This is a genomic window from Streptodolium elevatio (assembly GCF_053592165.1).
Window position 1 is genome coordinate 846647 of the sequence record NZ_JBSFVE010000001.1, and the last position, 18717, is coordinate 865363.

At 72.0% G+C, this 18717-nt stretch carries 14 protein-coding genes and 1 pseudogene; 6 read left to right on the forward strand and 9 right to left on the reverse strand.

The features are described from left to right. Positions 1–333 precede the first annotated feature (333 nt). Positions 334–1020, reverse strand: a complete 687-nt coding sequence (locus tag ACWD12_RS03720) for a metal-dependent transcriptional regulator (protein ID WP_358352983.1) — start codon at positions 1018–1020, stop codon at positions 334–336. A gap of 444 nt (positions 1021–1464) precedes the next feature. Here ACWD12_RS03720 and ACWD12_RS03725 point away from each other — a divergent pair, with 444 nt between their 5' ends. Further along, on the forward strand, positions 1465–2211 hold the full coding sequence (locus ACWD12_RS03725) for a sugar isomerase domain-containing protein (RefSeq protein WP_450098135.1): 747 nt from the start codon (positions 1465–1467) through the stop codon (positions 2209–2211). Between the two features lie 77 nt (positions 2212–2288). Here the strand turns inward: ACWD12_RS03725 and ACWD12_RS03730 are convergent, their stop codons facing one another. After that, entirely contained in the window at positions 2289–2429 is a 141-nt protein-coding gene (locus ACWD12_RS03730; protein ID WP_450098136.1) for a hypothetical protein, read from the reverse strand. Positions 2430–2602: 173 nt separating this feature from the next. On the opposite strand from ACWD12_RS03730, the gene ACWD12_RS03735 reads away from it, so the two are divergent. Together ACWD12_RS03735 and ACWD12_RS03740 are read left to right on the forward strand one after the other, a co-directional pair. Next, positions 2603–3427, forward strand: a complete 825-nt coding sequence (locus ACWD12_RS03735; RefSeq protein ID WP_450098137.1) for a hypothetical protein — start codon at positions 2603–2605, stop codon at positions 3425–3427. Between the two features lie 185 nt (positions 3428–3612). Next, entirely contained in the window at positions 3613–4686 is a 1074-nt protein-coding gene (locus ACWD12_RS03740) for a lytic polysaccharide monooxygenase auxiliary activity family 9 protein (protein ID WP_450098138.1), read from the forward strand. Between the two features lie 206 nt (positions 4687–4892). Here the strand turns inward: ACWD12_RS03740 and ACWD12_RS03745 are convergent. Together ACWD12_RS03745 and ACWD12_RS03750 are read right to left on the reverse strand one after the other, a co-directional pair. Next, positions 4893–5447 (reverse strand): annotated as a pseudogene (locus ACWD12_RS03745) (MFS transporter); the annotation flags it as partial. A gap of 4 nt (positions 5448–5451) precedes the next feature. Beyond that, complete coding sequence (locus tag ACWD12_RS03750; RefSeq protein ID WP_450098139.1) at positions 5452–5982, reverse strand: pyridoxamine 5'-phosphate oxidase family protein; 531 nt, start codon at positions 5980–5982, stop codon at positions 5452–5454. 666 nt (positions 5983–6648) lie between these two features. Here ACWD12_RS03750 and ACWD12_RS03755 point away from each other — a divergent pair. Further along, positions 6649–7413 carry an SDR family NAD(P)-dependent oxidoreductase gene (locus tag ACWD12_RS03755; RefSeq protein ID WP_450098140.1) on the forward strand — a complete coding sequence of 255 codons (765 nt, stop codon included), beginning with the start codon at positions 6649–6651 and terminating at the stop codon, positions 7411–7413. 1 nt (position 7414) lies between these two features. Here the strand turns inward: ACWD12_RS03755 and pdxH are convergent, their stop codons facing one another. Continuing rightward, entirely contained in the window at positions 7415–8044 is a 630-nt protein-coding gene (gene pdxH, locus ACWD12_RS03760; protein WP_358353093.1) for a pyridoxamine 5'-phosphate oxidase, read from the reverse strand. A 417-nt stretch (positions 8045–8461) separates the two neighbouring features. Here pdxH and ACWD12_RS03765 point away from each other — a divergent pair, with 417 nt between their 5' ends. Then, positions 8462–9574 carry a citrate synthase 2 gene (locus ACWD12_RS03765; RefSeq protein ID WP_358352998.1) on the forward strand — a complete coding sequence of 371 codons (1113 nt, stop codon included), beginning with the start codon at positions 8462–8464 and terminating at the stop codon, positions 9572–9574. Between the two features lie 210 nt (positions 9575–9784). Here the strand turns inward: ACWD12_RS03765 and ACWD12_RS03770 are convergent, their stop codons facing one another. The 4 genes from ACWD12_RS03770 to ACWD12_RS03785 all read right to left on the reverse strand — a co-directional run bounded on the left by ACWD12_RS03770 (position 9785) and on the right by ACWD12_RS03785 (position 16204). Continuing rightward, positions 9785–10921 (reverse strand): CU044_5270 family protein, encoded by a 1137-nt coding sequence (locus tag ACWD12_RS03770; RefSeq protein WP_450098141.1) that lies wholly within the window; start codon positions 10919–10921, stop codon positions 9785–9787. Continuing rightward, positions 10918–11721, reverse strand: a complete 804-nt coding sequence (locus ACWD12_RS03775) for an RNA polymerase sigma factor (RefSeq protein ID WP_450098142.1) — start codon at positions 11719–11721, stop codon at positions 10918–10920. Before ACWD12_RS03775 ends, ACWD12_RS03770 begins: the two co-directional genes overlap by 4 nt. Positions 11722–12695: 974 nt before the next feature. Further along, a complete protein-coding gene (locus ACWD12_RS03780) occupies positions 12696–14357 on the reverse strand; it encodes a flavin monoamine oxidase family protein (RefSeq protein WP_450098143.1) in 1662 nt (553 codons plus the stop codon). A gap of 224 nt (positions 14358–14581) precedes the next feature. After that, positions 14582–16204 (reverse strand): APC family permease, encoded by a 1623-nt coding sequence (locus ACWD12_RS03785; RefSeq protein WP_450098144.1) that lies wholly within the window; start codon positions 16202–16204, stop codon positions 14582–14584. 243 nt (positions 16205–16447) lie between these two features. On the opposite strand from ACWD12_RS03785, the gene ACWD12_RS03790 reads away from it, so the two are divergent. After that, entirely contained in the window at positions 16448–18358 is a 1911-nt protein-coding gene (locus tag ACWD12_RS03790) for a PucR family transcriptional regulator (RefSeq protein ID WP_450098145.1), read from the forward strand. Positions 18359–18717: the final 359 nt, after the last annotated feature.

The following is an 18717-nucleotide window of genomic DNA, read 5'->3' on the forward strand; positions in this document are numbered from 1 at the left end:
GGTTTATCCGCGCCACCGCCGGGGTTGGGCCCTTTATAAAAATTCCGTTCGTGGGGGGGGGGGCCCCCCATCAACACTCGGCGGGGGGGGGCCCCCGGGGGGGCCCCCCCCCCCCCGCCCGTTCCGTGACCCGGCGCACGGGGCGCCGGGTCACCGCACTTCTCTTTGTGCGCGCGGCAGTGTGCGCCGCGCCGTTCACGGCAGGGTTCGCCGTGGCGTCAGTCGCACCAGGCGCACTGCGCCTGGTGCGACTGCTACGCGTGCTTCGTCACCGCGAACGCCCGCCGCCCAAGGGCGGCACCGGCTGGTGCTCCCTGCATTCGCGGCGACCGACTAGCGCACCGCGACGAAGACGTGCGCGGCGATCTCCGGGGACAGTTCGGCGGCCTCGCCACCGCTGCCCGCCATGACCCCACCCGCCGACTCGTGCACGCTCACCACCGCGCCCGGGCGTACGCCCGCGCGCCGCAACGTGTACATGAGTTGGGCATCGGTCTGCAGCGGCTCGCCGATGCGGCGCACCACCACGTTCTTGCCCTCCGGTCCCGCGACGTCCAGCAGGGTGCCCAGGCCCTCCATGAAGTCGTCCGCGTGCAGGTCGCGGTCGAGTTCCTCGAGGCCGGGGATGGGATTGCCGTACGGCGACTCCTTCGGGTGGCGAAGCAGTTCGAGCAGACGGCGCTCGACCTGTTCGCTCATCACGTGCTCCCAGCGGCACGCCTCGGCGTGGACCTGCTCCCAGGGCAGCCCGATGACGTCCACGAGCAGGCACTCGGCGAGCCGGTGCTTGCGCATGACACGCGTGGCCAGGGACCGGCCCTCGTCGGTCAACTCCAGATGACGGTCGCCCTCGACCGTGAGCAGCCCGTCGCGCTCCATGCGCGCGACGGTCTGGCTGACGGTCGGTCCGCTCTGCCCGAGCCGTTCGGCGATGCGGGCGCGCAGCGGGACCACGCCCTCCTCTTCCAGCTCGAAAATGGTCCGGAGGTACATCTCCGTGGTGTCGATGAGTGCACTCACGACCGCCAGCTCCGTTTCTTCGTGGTCCTGCCTCCAATTCTGTCCCACCGACGGGGCGGCCGGGACCGCCCACGCCAACGGGTTCGACGCGTCGGGCGTAACGCTGCCGGATTCACTCCCGGCGCGTACGCCGCCCGCTCCGGCGCGCCGTACAGACACAACGTCCCGACATTGTGTCGTCATCCCAGGTGTTTGTGCGCCGTTCCCCGACGGACGGACCGTCGGCCTCGACGGTAAGCGCGTCGGGAGCGCCGCGTCTGTTGGACGTATCTCCAAGCACGGGCCGGGCACGGTCCTCGCCGGACCCCGACCGGCCCGCCGGTGACGGCCGGCGGACGCGGGTTGACAGGCGGCCCCCCGACCACGCACCGTGCGTGGTCTGTACCAAACGACCCCGCCCGGCGCAGTGTTCCCGCACGGTGCCGACGACCCGAAGGACTGCCCATGGGCGAGCTGGGAGCGCGCTACCTCGACGCCGCGATCGCGCTGCTCGAAAGACTGCGTGACAAGGAGCTTCCGGCCGTCGACGACGCCGCCGAGCGCATCGCGCTGTCGCTGGCCGCCGGCGGGCGCCTCTTCGTCTTCGGCGGCGGGCACTCCGCGCTCAACGCGTACGACGTGGTCTACCGCGCGGGCGGCCTCATCCTCGCCAACCCGCTCATCGCCCCCGGCAACGACCTGGGGGTGCGGCCGATCACCACCAGCAGCGCGGTGGAGAAGCTCCCCGAACTGGCCACCCCCGTCCTCGACGGCGCCGGCGTCCGCACCGGCGACGTCCTCGTCGTGATCTCCCTGTCGGGCCGCAACGGCCTGCCGGTGGAGATGGCCCGCCAGGGACGCGACCGCGGCGCCCTGGTCGTGGGCGTCACCTCGGTGGCCGCCAGCAACGCCGAGGCGCCCCGGCACCCTTCGGGCACGCGCCTCCTCGACAACTGCGACGTCGTGCTGGACGCGGGTGTGCCCGCCGGCGACGCGGCGCTCGACGTGGCGGGCGTCCCGCAGCGCGTCGGGCCCACCTCGGGGGTCGTCTGCTCGGCCGTCATGCAGACCCTGATGGTCACCGTCATCGGCCGCCTGGTCGCCCTCGGCGTCGAGCCGCCCGTCTTCATGTCCGCCAACATCGAAGGCGGCGCCGCCTGGAACGACCGCCTCCTCGCGGAAAACGCCGACCGCATCTTCTACCTGCGGTAGGCCCGCCCGCACCGGCCCCGCGTCGGCGCGTTCGCACCTGACTACACACACGCGGGGCGGACAACCGCCCCGCGTCGTCAGTCGCCGGTGTGCCGGGTCAGGCGCCACCTGAGGACCAGGACCGTGCCGACCACGGCGACCGCGCCCGCCCAGACGAGGGAGACCGTGGTCGGCGTCAGGTGCGAGGAAAAGCCGAGCGCCGCGACGGCGACCACCACGAGGACCACGATGGCGCCGTTCCGGTCGGCTTTGTGCCGACCGGTCTGCCTCCCACCGTGGCCATGCCCCGCCCGCCTTCCCGTCCGGTGAGCGCACCATGATCCACGGCACCGTCCCGCGTCCGGTGCGGGGGTGCGCGTCGGGGCGGGGCGGGCTGGGTACGGTGGTCGGCATGGCCGGTGTCGACGGTGGGTCCAGCAACCCTGACGTGCTCAATGACGTGAGCAGTGGTGCGAGCAGCGGCGTGAGCGACGGCGTGCTCAGCGTGGCCGCGCGGTTCAACGGGCCGCCGGGGTCGGGGAACGGGGGGTACGTCGCGGGACTCCTCTCGCAGCAGCTGTCCGGACGCGCTCCGGGCGTCGGCTGCGCCACCGTGACGCTGCGGCAACCGCCGCCGCTGGAGCGCTCGTTGAGGTTGGCCGGCGAGTCGGCCGGGGGCCTGGGGCTGTACGACGGCGACGCCTTGGTGGCCGAGGTCGCGGCGGCCGAAGAGGCACTGGTCGAGGCCTTCGAACCGGTCGACCCGGTGTCGTTCGAGCTGGCCGCGGAGTCGTCCGCGGCGTTCTTCCCGGGCCGCGGCGCGGAGCACCCGTACCCCACGTGCTTCGTGTGCGGCACGGAGCGGGCCGAGGGCGACGGGCTGCGGCTGTTCCCGGGGCTGCTGCCGCAGCGGCCCGGCACCACCGCGTGCGCGTGGGTGCCCGACGTGTCCCTGGCGGACGGCGAAAACACTTACGTACGGCCGGAGTTCGTGTGGGCCGCGCTTGACTGCCCCGGCGGCTGGACCGCGCTCGCCACCCGTGAGCCGGTGCTCCTGCTGGGGCGGATGACCGCGCGGATCGACGCACTGCCGTACGCCGGGGACCGATGTGTGGTCATGGGGCGCCTGCTCGGCCAGGAGGGCCGCAAGCTGCGGACCGCGACCACGCTGTACGACGGGGACGGCCGCGTCGCCGCCCACGCCGAAGCGGTCTGGATCGCGCCCCGCACCGGCTGAGCCGAGAGTTCGGGCGGGCGCGGGGGCGGCTGTGCCGGACCGCCCGCCTTAACCGGCGCCGATCCCTCCCCTAAGAGCCGCATAAGGATCGTCGTACGGCCTCTGATCAGGCATTTTCCCACTCTCCACGGCGCTAGCGTCCCTCGCGACGCAAGGTTTCCGGACAGTCGAGGATGTGCCGTCTGATGAAGATCCGCCGCTCCGCCGCCGTCGCCGCTCTCACCGCCTTCCCGCTCACACTCGGGGTGCTGGGCTCGGGCAACGCGTACGCGCACGGCACGTCGCAGAACCCGCCGAGCCGCATCCAGCTGTGCTCGACGCAGGGCGGCGAGAACCCGGAGAACTTCCGGCTCCCGGCATGCCGGGCCGCGAAGGCGGCGGTCGGCAACAACCCGGCGCCGTTCTACGACCCCAACGCGGTCAACATCGCGGCGGCGTCCGGGCGGCACCGCGAGCTCATCCCGGACGGCAAGCTGTGCAGCGCGGGCAACCCGCAGTACGCCGGGCTCGACCTGCCGCGCACGGACTGGCCGACGTCGAACCTGCCGTCGGGCGGCGCGTACACGTTCCTGTTCAAGGCCACCGCGCAGCACCGGGGCAAGTTCGAGTACTACATCACCAAGGAGGGCTTCGACGTCACGAAGCCGCTCAAGTGGTCGGACCTGGAAGCCACGCCGTTCGCCACGGCGGTCGACCCGGTGGTGGAGAACGGTGCCTACGTCATCAAGGGCAAGCTCCCCAAGCGGTCCGGCCGCCACCTCATCTACGTCGTGTGGCAGCGCTCGGACAGCCCGGAGGCCTTCTACTCCTGCTCGGACGTCGCCTTCGACGGCAGCGGCAGCGCCGCACCCCCGGCCGCGACTCCCGCGACCGGCAAGCCGAACGGCGGCGGCACCGCGGGCAACGCGGGCACCGCGACCAAGCCGGCGACCAAGCCCGCGACGGCGGGCACGGGAGGCGGCGAGGACCACAGCGGGCACGGCGCCCCGGCCGCCGGTTCCGCGGCAACCCCGACCGGACCGGCGAACTCCCCCGCCACGCCCGCAGGTTCCGCCGCCACCGCCACGTCCGCCGAAGCCGATCCGTCCGCCTCGGGCGACGGCGCGGTGGTGCCGGTGGCCGGGGAGGGCCCGGGCGAGTTGGCGCAGACCGGAGGCGGGTCGGAGGGCTCCGTACCGCTGCTGGCCGGCACCGCGGCGGCCGTGCTCGCCGTGGGCGCCGGTTCGCTCCTGTACGCCCGCCGCCGCGCCACGCGCTGACGGACTCCGTGGCACCTCGGTGCCTCCGTGCTGCGCTGCGTCGGCGCGCCGCAGCACGGAGGCGCCGTGCAGTCGGCCCTCGGGCCCACCGTGGAGAGGTGACGGCTCCTCGGCGGGTCCGCGGGTACATCGGGCGCGGCCGTCCCTCCCAGGCGGCCGCGCCCACATGCGCTCCCGATCCGATCCCCGCGTCCGGCGGAGCCAGGTCAGGGCACCGGGTTCCGCGCGTCGTAGCGCCAGAAGCCGCGGCACCGTGCGGTGAGCGCCAACACGACCACCACGCACGCCAGTCCGCCGCTCACCACGGAGATCCGCTCGGTGCTGGCCGCGGCGACGCTGCCCGACTCGAAGTCGCCGAGGCGCGGTCCGCCCGCCACCACGACGATGAAGACCCCCGCGAGCCGCCCGCGCAGTTCGTCCGGGGTGGCCACCTGGAGGATCGTGTTGCGGAAGACGCCGCTGACGGTGTCCGCACAGCCGCGACGGCGAGGAAGAACACGCCCAGCCACAGCCAGTTCGTCGCGCCGAACGCCGTGATCGCCAGGCCCCACGCGACGATCGACAGGATCACCGCGCGCCCCTGGTAGCGCACGCGGCCCAACCATCCCGAGAACAACGCTCCCGCGAACGCGCCGATCGCCGGCGCGGCGGTGAGCAGGCCGACGGTACGCGAACCGCCGCCGTACCAAGACGCCGCGATCGCCGGAAACAGCGCGCGGCATGCCGAAGACCATCGCGGCAATGTCGGCGAGGAAGGTCATGCCGTCAGGCCGAGGGGCCTCCCACGAGCTTGTCGAAGTCGGGGGCGTACACGGTCATCCAGTGCGGTCGCAGTCGGTAGAACACCACGTCTTCGTCCCAGTTGAAGCCGTCCGCCCCGTAGAACTCCTTGAAGTACGCGAGCAGTTCCGGCCAGTCCGCGGCCGGCTCGCCGCCGTGCGGGTTGAGGACCTCGGCCGTGCCGTGCGTGAACACCCCCAACTCCTCACCGCGCATATGCGCGGCGCTGATCGCGGGCCGCGCGCCGAGATGCCGCGCCTTGGCCGCGTCGCGCGCCGTACCGAAATGCCATTTGCCGTGCAGGAAGTGCCCGTCCGCACCGCTGATCCGCGGCTCGCCCTTCGCCGTCACGGTGGACACGGTGAGGACGCACATTCCGCGGAGAACCCGGCTCACCTGCTCCGCGGTGAGTGTCCGCTCGTCATTGATGATCGAACGCAGGTGCGATCCGGAACGGGAGAGCGAGGCGTCCAGGAGAGCCTGCAACTCTTGGAGGTCTTGGGGCGTTTCGCGCATGAAGGTCCTTTGTCTGTACGTGGACTCGGCCCCCGGCGCCATCGACGCCGGACCGACGACCTCATGCTCCGCGCAAAACCTGACACCTGGTGTCGGACTTTTCCGACGCACCTCCAAGACCACCCGAACGCCCTACCGAACCGCCGCCCCGCCCCGGCGCAGCTGGCGTCCCGAAGTCGCAAGCCCTCAAACGCCCGCTCGGCCTGCTCCTGTTCCCGTTCCGCGCATGAGATGTGCCACCCGAAAATTGCCTTGCGGCCCGCCCGAGGGCGATCTACCTTCTGCGGTACACGGGAAAGGAGGTGGTTCGATCTTGAGTACGTATCGGACGCGTGAGGTGGCTGCCCGCTAGCCGCCACTCCGGTCTCCCGACCGAAGTCTGGCCCGTCTCGACTGCAGCGTGACGGGGTGAACCAGGCGGTCGGCGAAAACCAGGCAGACACCCGACCCGCAGGCTCGCCGAGGACGTCCCCTCGGCACCTCCCACCAAGGGAGAAGGCCTGCGGGTCGCTGCGTTTCCCGGGCAAGGGCGCGGACGGGGACCGAGGTCGGCCCCTTGGCGCCACGCCAATCCGGCATCTTCGGCGTTGGAGCGGCTGCGGTGCCGCAGCTTGACGTACGGGTCGCGCTTGCGTTGGTTTGGGGGCGTGCTGTTTGCTCCAGCGCATGAACGACAAGGATCAGCGCGTCGCGGTCGTCACGGGTGCGAGCAGTGGCATCGGTGCCGCGAGCGCCCGTGGGTTGGCCGCCGCGGGGTATGCCGTCGTCCTGACCGCGCGCCGCGCCGAGCGGATCGAGGCCATCGCGAAGGAGCTGCGGGACGCGGGGCATGCGGCTTCGGCGCACCGGCTCGATGTCACCGACCGCGCGGCGGTGAACGCGTTCGCGGGGTCGCTGGCGCGGTGCGATGTGCTGGTGGCCAACGCGGGAGCGGCGCACGGCGCCGATCCGGTGGAGTCCGGAGATCCGGCGGACTGGCTCGCGATGTACCAGGTCAACGTGCTCGGCACGCTGCACACCACGCAGGCGCTGCTGCCCGCGCTGATCGCGTCGGGGGCGGGGACCGTTGTGGTCATGTCGTCGACGGCAGCCCATCAGGCGTACGAGGGCGGCGGCGGGTACGTCGCGGCCAAGCACGGCACCCATGCGATCGCGGCCACGCTGCGCCTGGAGCTGAACGGGCGTCCGGTCCGCGTCATCGAGCTGGCGCCCGGCATGGTCCGGACCGACGAGTTCGCGGTCAACCGCATGCGCGGCGACAGCGACCGGGCTGCGGCGGTGTACGCGGGGGTCGACGAGCCGCTGACCGCCGAGGACGTCGCCGACGCGGTGGTCTGGGCGGTCACCCGGCCCGCGCACGTCAACGTGGACCTGATGGTGCTCCGGCCGCTCGCGCAGGCCGCGCAGCACAAGGTGCACCGGAAGCACTGACTCAGGGGCTCAGGCGCTCGATCACCCAGGTGTCGGCCTCGCGGCGGTAGCGCAGGCGGTCGTGGAGCCGGTTCTCGCGGCCCTGCCAGAACTCGACGGCGTCCGGCACCACGCGGATGCCGCCCCAGAACGGCGGCACCGGAACGTCCGAGCCCTCCGGGTGGCGGGCCTCCAGCTCCGCGTACCGTTTCTCCAGGTCCTCGCGCGACGCGACGACGCTGGACTGCGCGCTCGCCCAGGCCCCGATGCGCGAGCCGTACGGCCGGGACCGGAAGTACGCCGCGGTCCGCTCCGCCGGCACCCGCTCCGCCGACCCCGTCACGATGACCTGCCGGTCCATCGCGTGCCACGGGAAGAGCAGGCTCACGTACGGGTTCGCGGTCAGTTCGCGGCCCTTGCGGGAGTCGTAGTTGGTGTAGAAGACGAAGCCGTCCTCGCCGTACTCCTTGAGCAGCACCGTCCGGGTGCTCGGTCGCCCGTCCGGCGACGCGGTCGCCACCACCATCGCGTTGGGCTCCGGCAGGTCGGCTGCCACGACCTCGGCGAGCCAGCGGGCGAACAGCGGCATGGGCGCGGGAGTCAGCGAGGCTTCGTCGATGCCTTCGTTGCGGTATTGGCGGCGCATCGCCATGAGGTCGTCGAGGTCCACGGTTCCTTGGTAGCACCCCGTGCCCGGGCACACCGAAACCACGGGGGTACAGGTCCGAACGAGTGACACCCATTCGTGCGAATCGGCACGTTGACGAGCGGTTGTGTGCCGGAGTTCACGTGGTCGTCGGCTGCCTTGTCTAGGTCATCTCGACATCAAGAGATATTGTTGCCTGTCGACAACCGTCGCCCACAACTTCACAGGCGAAGCCACAACACGCGCGCTTCGCCCAACCACCGATTCGCAGCCCTACGGGGATGTCCGCCAGCCCGCGCAGTAACGATCTTGCGCCGGGGTTCCGGGCCTTTCCGGGGGAAGACAGGTTGTGGTAACGCGGGGTATGAAAGACCCGGCCACAAGTCACCACAAGTCAGTCGAGATCGCATGAGGAGCCGCCTGATGTCCGACTTCGTACCCGGGCTCGAAGGAGTCATAGCGTTCGAAACGGAGATCGCCGAACCCGACAAGGAGGGCGGCGCGCTCCGCTACCGCGGCGTGGACATCGAAGATCTCGTCGGGCGCGTCTCCTTCGGCAACGTCTGGGGACTCCTCGTCGACGGCGCCTTCAACCCCGGCCTCCCGCCCGCGGAGTCGTTCCCGATCCCCATCCACTCCGGCGACATCCGCGTGGACGTGCAGAGCGCGCTGGCCATGCTCGCCCCGGTGTGGGGATTGAAACCGCTGCACGACATCGACGACATGCAGGCCCGCGACGACCTGGCCCGTGCCGCCGTCATGGCGCTGTCGTACGTCGCCCAGTCGGCCCGCGGCCTGGACAAGCCGATGGTCCCGCAGCGCGAGGTCGACAAGGCCGACACGATCGTCGAGCGGTTCATGATCCGCTGGCGCGGTGAGCCGGACCCGAAGCACGTCAAGGCCGTCGACGCCTACTGGACGTCGGCCGCCGAGCACGGCATGAACGCCTCCACGTTCACCGCCCGCGTCATCGCCGGAACCGGTGCCGACGTCGCGGCGTGCCTGTCGGGCGCGGTCGGCGCCATGTCGGGCCCGCTGCACGGCGGCGCGCCCTCGCGCGTGCTGGGCATGATCGAGGAGATCGAGCGCAGCGGCGACGCGACCCAGTACGTCAAGGGCGTGCTGGACCGCGGCGAACGCCTGATGGGCTTCGGCCACCGCGTGTACCGCGCGGAGGACCCGCGTGCGCGCGTGCTGCGGCGTACCGCCAAGGAGCTCGGCGCGCCGCGCTACGAGGTCGCCGCGGCGCTGGAGCAGGCCGCGCTGGACGAGCTGCACGCCCGTCGTCCGGACCGCGTCCTGGCCACCAACGTGGAGTTCTGGGCCGCGGTGGTTCTGGACTTCGCCGAGGTGCCGGCCAACATGTTCACCTCGATGTTCACCTGCGCCCGCACCGCCGGGTGGAGCGCGCACATCCTGGAGCACAAGCGCACGTCGCGCCTGGTGCGCCCGTCGGCCCGCTACATCGGCCCGGGTTCGCGCCCGATCACCGATGTCGCCGGGTACGACGACACGGTGCCGAACGTCAAGCAGTAGCAGGACCCGCAGGACCCGCACGACCGCAGGACCCGCAGCACCTGCCTGGTACGGATTCTCGACCCGTATCCGCGCATCGCACGGCCCGCCTCCCCACAAGGGAGGCGGGCCGTCGTCGTTGGTGCCGTTGCCGCGCCGTATCGCGCTGTGCCGTGTCGCGTTGCGTTGCGTCGCGCTGTGTCGTGTCGCGTTGGGTTGCGTCGCGTTGCGTCAGGCCGCGGGCCCTCCCGACGGCACCGCACGCGTCGGGTCACCGGGCGCGAGCGGCGGGGTGTCGCCCGCACGGTCGACGATGCCGCGATGCACGATCGCGGTGCTGTCCAGCACCTGTCCCTTCTTCACCGCGATCTCGTCGTTGTCGCGGGCCGCGACGTCGCGCCAGCCGAGCAGTTCCGCGGTGTCCGGGTCGAAGATCCACTCCTCGCGGGAGCCCTGCGCCGCCACCATGGCCACCGCGACACCCGGCCGCCCGAGGGCGTCGGTGGCGTTCGGGAGGATCGTGACGCCGGGCAGCTCGGCCGCCGCGCGGAACAGCGCCGCGGAGAACTCGGGCGGCATGACGCCGGCCCGCAGGATGTCGCCGATGAGCGTGAACACCCTTTGGTCGGGCGGGTTGTCGTTGGGTTGGGCGAGTTCGCGCAATTGCCCCAGCAAAGTGCCGGGGTCGGTCGACAGGGATTCCAGGAAGCGGTACCCGGGGTGGCCGGAGATCTTCTCCCCGGGTGCGGGCGCGGTCACCGAATCGCGGAACTCGCTGCCGTTCCCGGAGCGCATCAGCATCTCGCCGGTGCCGGTCACCGGACGCCACACCTCGTTCTTCGAGGGAGGCATCAGGGTCGTGCGGTACTTCCCGTCGACCATCTCGATCTTCGCGTTCGCGCCCCACGTCTCGATGTACTCGTACTGGTCGTCGCGCACCGGGACTTCGGCCTTCGCCCCGGCCACCAGCGCGGCCCGGGCCAGCAGGCCGGCGGCGGCGTCGCGGTCCGCCGCGGAGACCGCCGGCCGCGAGGACGGGCCCTCGATCACCGCGGCGCTGACGACCACGGCACCCGCGACGGCCGCGGCGACCGCCGGGGCGATCAGCGTCCAGCGGAGGCGTGCGCCGCCGGGGGGCCGCGAGGGATTCCGCGCCGGGGCCGGGACGGTCTCGCGTTCGATCTCGCTCATGAGGTGCTCCCTCAGCTGCTGGTGGCGGCCGAGGGGAAGGCCCGGTACGTCCGCTCCGGGTGTCAGCCGCGCCACGTCGCGCTCATCGGCGACCGTGCCCGCGTCGCTGCCCGTGCCCGTGTCCGGTGCTGCGCTGCTCCCGAACGCCCGTACGTCGTACGGCGGTTCCGGATTCATGGTGTCCTCCCCTGGGGCTGCGCCCCCGACCGGACCGCCGCGTGGCGGTCACCTGTCGCCTGTCCGCCGAGCCGACGGGGTTCCCGGTCCATTCGCCGTTGCCGGAGTTCTTCCTGCGCGAGTTCGCGCAGCCGCTTGCGGGCGCGCGAAAGGCGGGACTTCACGGTGCCGACCCGGACCCCGAGGGCCTCGGCGGCCTCCGCGTACCCGAGGCCGGACCACACGACGAGCGCGACGACTTCGCGCTCGTTGCGGCCGAGGCGGTCCAACGCCGAGCGGGCCGCGGCCAGTTGCTCGGCGAGGTCGGCGCGCTCGACCACGTCGTCCGCGAAGTCGGGTACGTCGCCGCGTGGCGGCAACCGGTCGAGTGCCGCGCGGTGCCGCCGGGCCGACCGGGCGGTGTTGCGCAGGACGTTGGTCGCGATGCCGAACAACCAGGAGCGCAACCCGTCGTACGCTTCGCCGCCCGGTGCGCCGGGCGGCCCGTCGCGGGTACGGCGTGCCGCCCGGTCGGCGTGCCCGCCCCTCCCGCCCGTACTGCCGGAACCGTCGCCGTGGGCCCTTGGCTCGTCGCCCTCGCGCTCGGCGTCCTCGTCGTCGCCCTCGCCCTCGTCGGGCCGCAACTTGGCACGCAGCCGCCAGGCCTCCAGGTAGGTGAGCGACACGACGTCCTCGGCAGTCGCCCAGTCGGCGGTGACGCGCAGGGCGTAGCGGTGGATCGCCCCCGCATAGCTGTCGAACAGGGTGGCGAACGCGGCTGGATCGCCCTCACGTGCCCTGGTCCGGAGAGATCGGTTCATGCCTCGACCTGTCCGCAGCGTGTCACGGGTTCCCGTGGCGCTCGTCACACTGCCCACCTCGGGTCAACTGGCCGACGCCACCCACGGGTTGCCGGCGCGGCCGGTTGTCGGCCACGGCCGCCGCGACCGCCGCAGTGGCCGCGACCGCCAGGGCCTCTTCCGCGTGTTCCCGCACGACCGCCCCTCGCGCCGACGCCCGACCACCACGGTGATGGGTCGAGAACAGTACGTCGACGCTGCCGTCCCGGGCGGGCCCCGTCCTCGAACCGGCCCACTTTCCGCCCCGCGTTCCGGCCCCTGCCCCGGTTCCCGCCCTGGTCCCGCCCTGCCCCTACGCGTCCCTGCCGCCTTGTCCCCGCCTCCCCGTCCCCGCCGGTCCCCACCCGGCGCGGATCCCGTCCCATGCCCGGATATCGTCGATGCGGACGGGACCGGAGAGCCTGCCGATCGTCCACGTCGGTCCGGGAAAGCCGACCGCCCTCCCCTGGCAGGTGGGAGGGCGGGTGCTGGTCAGTGCGGCAGGCCACGACCGGTTGAGCTATGAGCCGCCTGACGTTTCATCAGACTGCCCTTTGTTCCGCCTGACCGACCTGCACTTCCGTCCACGTGGCTCGTGGTTCGGTGGCGTCGGGCCGGTCCAGATCTACCCGGAAGAATACTCATCTGTCATGGGATGACCGGATAACCCCGGTTTCGTCGGCGAGTTCCCTTCCGAACTGACCGACAATGCCCCTTTCTTGGGTCTTGACAGACCCAGCGGCATCCGTTAACTACCCACTCAAATATCGGACATCTAGCACTATTACTGACAGATCCTTACCTATCAGTCAAGTTCGGTTCACCAGATCGCCGTACCCGGCCATGGATGCCCATCGGCCCCGACGGCAAACCGCGCCGTCGGGGCCGAAAGGTACGTCGCACGTCGTCGGCCGCCCGCCGGGCAACAGGGGCGCACAGGACGACAAATCAGATTGTCAGCGGAGATCCGCCAGGACCTCGTTCGCGGCCCGCTCGCCCTCGACCGCCCCGCCGTTCATGAAGCCCTGGAAGTCGTACGACGTGTGCTCGCCGCCGATGTGCACGTTGCCCTGCCGCGTGCCCTCGTAGCCCGCGTACCGGTGCAGGTAGGAGACCGGCCAGTACGAGTAAGCCCCCAGTGAGTAGGGGTTCTTGTGCCACGCCGACAGCTGCGCCTTGCCCGTCCAGGCCGCACGCGTGCCGGGGAAGACCGTGTCGATCTGGGCCAGGTACGCCGCCGCCGTCGACCGCACCACCGGGTCGCTGTCGGTGTTGAACGGGCCGCCGGGGTTGAGGCCGTGGGCAAGGCTGCCGCCGCCGTACTGGATCAGCACACCCCCGGCGCCGGGCTGCGCCTTCGTCGTGTCCCAGGTCTGCTGGAACGGCAGGTCGGTGAAGCAGTCGCCCGCCGCGACGCCCGGCCAGGCGCCCGTACCGCGCCACGGGCGGCCGGTGAACTTCATGTTCAGCTTGGTGACGTATCCCATGCGGGCGTCGCGCAGCAGGTTCGTCATCAGCGGGTCGAAGCCGGCACGCGACAGGTCAAGGCCCTGGAGGATCGGCAGCGGCACCGTGATGATCGTGTGATCGGCCGTGACCGTCCTGGTCGTTCCGCCGTTGTCGAAGGTCAGCGTCTGGGTGCCGTCCGCGTTCGCGCGGACCGCGACCAGCCGGTGGTCCATCCGGATCGCACCCGACGGCAGAGCAGCCGCCATGGCCTGGGTCACCTGGTCGTTGCCCCCGACGACGTGGTAGCGCTCGTTCGACCCGCCCCAGATGTTGAAGTGCCCGGGGTTGCTCTGCCAGCCGAGCATGCAGACCGCGGCGAACGCCGATTGGTCGACGGTGTCCGCGCCGTATTCGACGTTGTACGCGACATCGAGGAACTGCCCGAGCCGGGAAGCGTATCCGCCCGGCACGCGGGACTCGATCCACGCCCGCAGGTTCATGTTGGACAGCGCCACACCGGTAGGCGTCGCGTTGTTCCACATCACGTCCCCGGCTTGCTGGTAGTCGCGCCGGACCGCCTGGTACATCGCCTTGAAGTCCTCGTCGGCCTGCGAGCGCGCGTAGTAGCCGTTGTCGAACCACAGCGTCTCGACGGCCCCGGCCGGGCCGGCGGCGGCGAAGTCCACCGTGGACAGCCCGAACCGGCGGCACAGCTCCAGGATCTTCTTGTGGCCGGTGTCGATGAGTTCGCCGCCGATCTCCGACGTCTGCCCGCCGCCCCAGTAGGTCCGCTGGGTGTACATGCGCCCGCCGACCCGGGTCGGATTCGCCTCGTAGACCGTGGCCGCGACGCCGGAGTCGGCGAGCGTCAGGGCCGCCGTGAGACCGGATACGCCCGCCCCGATGATCGCGATGCGGGCGTCGGTGTCGATCGGCGGCGTCGGGGTGGCGGCGGTCGCGGGGCGCGCCACCGCGGCGGCCCCCAGGCCGATGCCGACCCCGACCGCGGCCGCGCGGCGTACGAGCGCGCGGCGGGTGGGGCCGCCCGGTTCGGCGGCGGCCTCGCTCCGCATGCCGCGGAACTCGTCGACCGGGATGCGGAGTCGGTCGGCCGAGGCGTGGTCGGCCATCATGCGGCGCAGGGCGTGCATCGGACCGGTGCGGGCCATGGAGGGGTCCTTTCGACGGTTCGGGTGGCGGTGCGGGAAGTGCAAAGGCCCCCGGGGCGTACGCGGTGCGGGGGTCCGCCGGATGGGATGCGGCGGTGCTGCGTACGGCCCGAGGGCCTTGGTGACCGCGTCACGCGTCGGCCTGACGTGCAGTCAAGGGCGCTGCGGACGGGGGTTGTTCGGCCAGGTCAGGGTCAGGGTCAGGGTCAGAGTCAGGATCAGGGTCAGGAGATGTCGGCTTTCGCGTTGCCGGTGGTCTGGGCGGGCACGTCGGGCCGTGCGTCGCGCTCCCCGGCGTCCTCGAGGATGATGCGGCCCATGCGTTCGTACGCCTCAGGGCGCGCGTTCTTCATGTACAGCGCCAACCCGATGCCGGCCACGAACAGGACGCCGACGATCCACGGGATGAGGTCGAACAGGAGGCTGGTCGACGCCGCGCCCGCCGCATCCTCCAGGTTCGACACCAGAAGGAACACCACGCCGATCATCGCGACCCCGGCCACGATCGGCGCGATCAGCGTCTTGACCGGGTGCTTGCTCTCGGGGTGCTTGCCCTGCACGTGGAAGTAGCCGACGGTCGCGAACGAGCACAGGGTCTGCACGATGAGGATGGCCATCGTGCCGAGCAGCGCGAGCAGTCCGTACATGTGCACGACCGGGTCCTGGTCGGCCAGCAGGAAGCCGCTGACGATCGCGATCGTCAGGCAGGTCTGCACGATCGAGGCGATGTGCGGGGAGCCGTACGACGGGTGCGTCCTGCCGAGGGCCTTGTGGATGAAGCCCTCGCGGCCGATCGCGTACAGGTAGCGCGACGCGCACTGGTGGAACGCCATGGCGCAGGCGAACGAGCCGGTGACGATGAGCCACTGGAAGACGTCCACGGCCCAGCCCCCGAAGTGGTCGCCGAGCGGGTTGTAGAACAGGCCGCTGCCGTCCTCGACGACGCCGCGTCCTTCGGCGGAGACCATCATCCAGGACACGAACACGTAGAACAGGCCGACGCCGACGACCGAGATGAGGGTCGCGCGCGGCACGACGCGCTTGGGGTCGCGGGACTCCTCGCCGTACATCGCGGTGGACTCGAAGCCGACCCAAGACCAGAAGGCGAAGAACAGGCCGAAGCCGGCCGCGGCCCCGATCGTGCCGTCGGCGCCCTTGATGCCGTTGAGCGGGTTGAGCGCGTCCCCCGCGAGGAAGCCGTCCGGGCCGCCGCCGGTGAACAGCACCGCGAGCGACACCGCGCTCAGCACGGCGATCTCCAGGACCAGCGCGACGCCGAGCACCTTGGCGGTGAGGTGGATGTCGAAGTAGCCGAGACAGCCGATGGCGGCGATGCCGAGGAACGCGAAGACGCCCCAGTGGACGTCGACGCCGAACTGCTCGTCGACCAGGCCGTGCAGGGCGTTCGCGAAGAAGCCCAGGATCGACGCCTCGAAGACGATGTACGCCATGACCGCGATCAGGCCCGCCGCCATGCCCGTCACGCGCCCGAGACCGTGCGAGATGAAGCCGTAGAACGCGCCGGCCGCGGTGATGTGCTTGGCCATCGTCACGTAGCCGACCGAGAAGACGGTCAGGACCAGCGTCGCGATGATGTACGCGGCGGGCGCGCCGAGGCCGTTGCCGCCCTTGCCCGCGATCACAGGCAGGTTGCCCGTCATCGCGGTGATCGGGGCCGCCGTGGCGACGGCCATGAAGACGACGCCGACGAGGCCGACCGAGTTCGCCTTCAGCCGGTTGACCTCGCCGGGGCCTTCGGCTCCGGGGGCTTCGGCGCCGGGGCCGTCGGCGCCGGGGCCGTCGGCGCCGGGGGTTCCGGGGCCGTCGGTGCTGCTGACCGTGGTCATGCCACCTCCTTCACAAGGGAGCGCGCCGGGGACGACGCAGGGATTGACGCGGACGGGGTGCGTGGCGGCACCGCGTACCGACGGGCCGTCAGCTTGGATGCGGAACGCGTTCTCCTACAACCGACAGCAGGTCAGGCGTTCCACGTGCCAGGGCGACGTAGTGTCGGGGCAAGGCGACGGTGTGCGGGGTCCGAAACGCTCCCGTGATCCACAAACCGCCGGCCGGCCGGTAGCGTGCCGCAAATGGACTCCAGCGGCAGGCTACTCAGCGTCGCCGGTACGACCGCCCCCGCAACAACGCCCGCGCCCGGGGCTGGTTCCGGACACGGGACCGGGCTCGGTTCCGGACATGCATCCGGGCTCGGTTCCGCACACGCGTCCGGGGCCGGGGCGGCCGCCGGATCGTCGTCCGTCGCCGGCATCACCGTGCGCCAGGCCCTCGAACTGCCGCCGCTGCGCCGGGGGCTGCCCGAGGTGGTCGCCGCGCCGGACGGCCTGGACCGGCCGATCCGCTGGGTGCACACCGGCGAGGTGCCCAACATCGCGTCGCTGCTGCGTGGGGCCGAACTACTGCTGACCACCGGCCTTGCGATCGGCCCCAAGCCCGCCGACCAGCGCCGTTTCGTCGCCCAGCTCGCCGACCGGGGCATCGCCGCGCTGGTGGTCGAACTCGGCCAGCGCTTCGACGTGCTGCCCGCGGCGATGGTCGAGGCGGCGCGTATTCGCGACCTCCCGCTGATCCAATTGCACCGTGAAGTCCCTTTTGTCGCAGTCACCGAGGCGATCCACACCGAGATCGTCAACGGCCACTACGCACTTCTGCGGCAAGGCGAGGAGGTGCACCGCCGATGCACCGAGATCCTGCTCGGCGGAGGCGGCGTACCCGAGGTGCTCGCGCTGCTCGCCGAGCGCGTCGGCAACCCCGTCTACCTGGAGGACGCCGACGGTCGGCTGCTGTACGCGCAGCGCGGCGCCGCGGCGGCGAGCGACACCGACCCCATCGACGCCTGGGCGGGACTGCGCGGCGGCCGTACGAACGGCGCCGCCGGTGCGTCGTCGGGCACCGCACTGATCGTCGACGTCCCGGCCGGCAGCCCGGCCCAGGGCGGATCCTCGGACCAGGCGGTACGCGGCCGTCTCGTCGTCCTGCCCGTCCACGGCCCGCTGCCCGCGGTCGGACGCATCGTCATGGACCACGCGGCGGGACTGCTCGCCGTCGCGTTGCGGCAGGCCCGCCACGAGGAGGAGTTGGCCGCGCGCGGACGCGGCGACTTCCTCAGCGACCTGGCCGAGGGCCGGATCGCCGAGGAGGACGCGGCGCGCCAGGCGCGCGTGCTGGGCTTCGGCCACGACACCGGTCCGCTGCTGCCGGTCGTCGTGCGGCTCGGGGCCGACAGCCGCGGTGAAGGAGGCGTCGGCGGGGTCGGCGGGGTGGGCGGTGTCGGGGCCATGGGCGGCGTCCGGGCCATGAGCGGCGTCCGGGGCGGGATCGGCGTCGTGGGCGGCGCGGACTGGGCCCCGATCGCCCGGGCGGTGCAGGAGGAACTCTCCGCGCTGGGACTGCCGGTGCTGCTCGGCGTACGCCCCGTCGAATGCCGCCTGGCACTGCTGCTCGGACTGCGTACGGCGGGCGAACGCGTGGCCGTGGCGGACCGCGTCGCGTCCGCGCTCCGCACGGGGCTCGGCCGCGCGGGGCTCGCCCCCGGTCCGCAGCCGCCCGTCGTGGTGGTCGGCGCGGCCGGGCCCTGGGCGGCCGCCGGACCGGGACTCCGGCACGCCGCCGAGGCGGCCTCCGCGGCGCGCGGGCTCGCCGAACAGCCGTGGTACGACGCGCGCCGGCTCGACATCGAGCTGCTGCTGTGGCGCATGCGCGAACACGCGGACCTCGCGGCGTTCGTCCGGCGTGCGGTCGGCCCGCTGCTCGAACACGACAGGACGGCCCGGCAGCCGCTGCTGCCGACGTTGGAGGCGTACCTCACGCACGCGGGCCGCAAGGCCGAGACGGCACGGGACCTGCACCTGAACCGCCAGACCCTGTACGACCGCATCGCCCGGATCGGGCAGTTGCTCGGCACGGACCTGGACGACCCGGAGACCGTGCTCAGCCTCCGCTTCGCCCTCCGGGCCCGACGCCACGTACCCGAAATGGCCTGACACGAGTCGGCCGGCTCCGCGCGGAAGCCACGCCTCTCTCGCGCGATCCGGCTGCGATGCCTCGTGATCGGGCGGCTCGACGGCCCGTGGACCGGAGCGAACCTACGATGGCGTGGGCTGCGCACGCGACGTGCGGCCCGCCGTGACTCCCGGGCCTTTCACGGGAGTTCGGGGTCTTCCTCAGCTGCGGCTCGACCTCGGTTCGCAGATGGCAGGGGAGAACGGGCATGCGGGAACCGTGGGAGCCGTACGAGGAGACCGGCGAGACCGTCGCGTTCGGGGAGCCCCGAGTGCCTGGGGAGTCCGGAAGGCCTGGGCGGTCCGGGGAGCCTGGTGAGCCTGGGGAACTCACGCTGCCC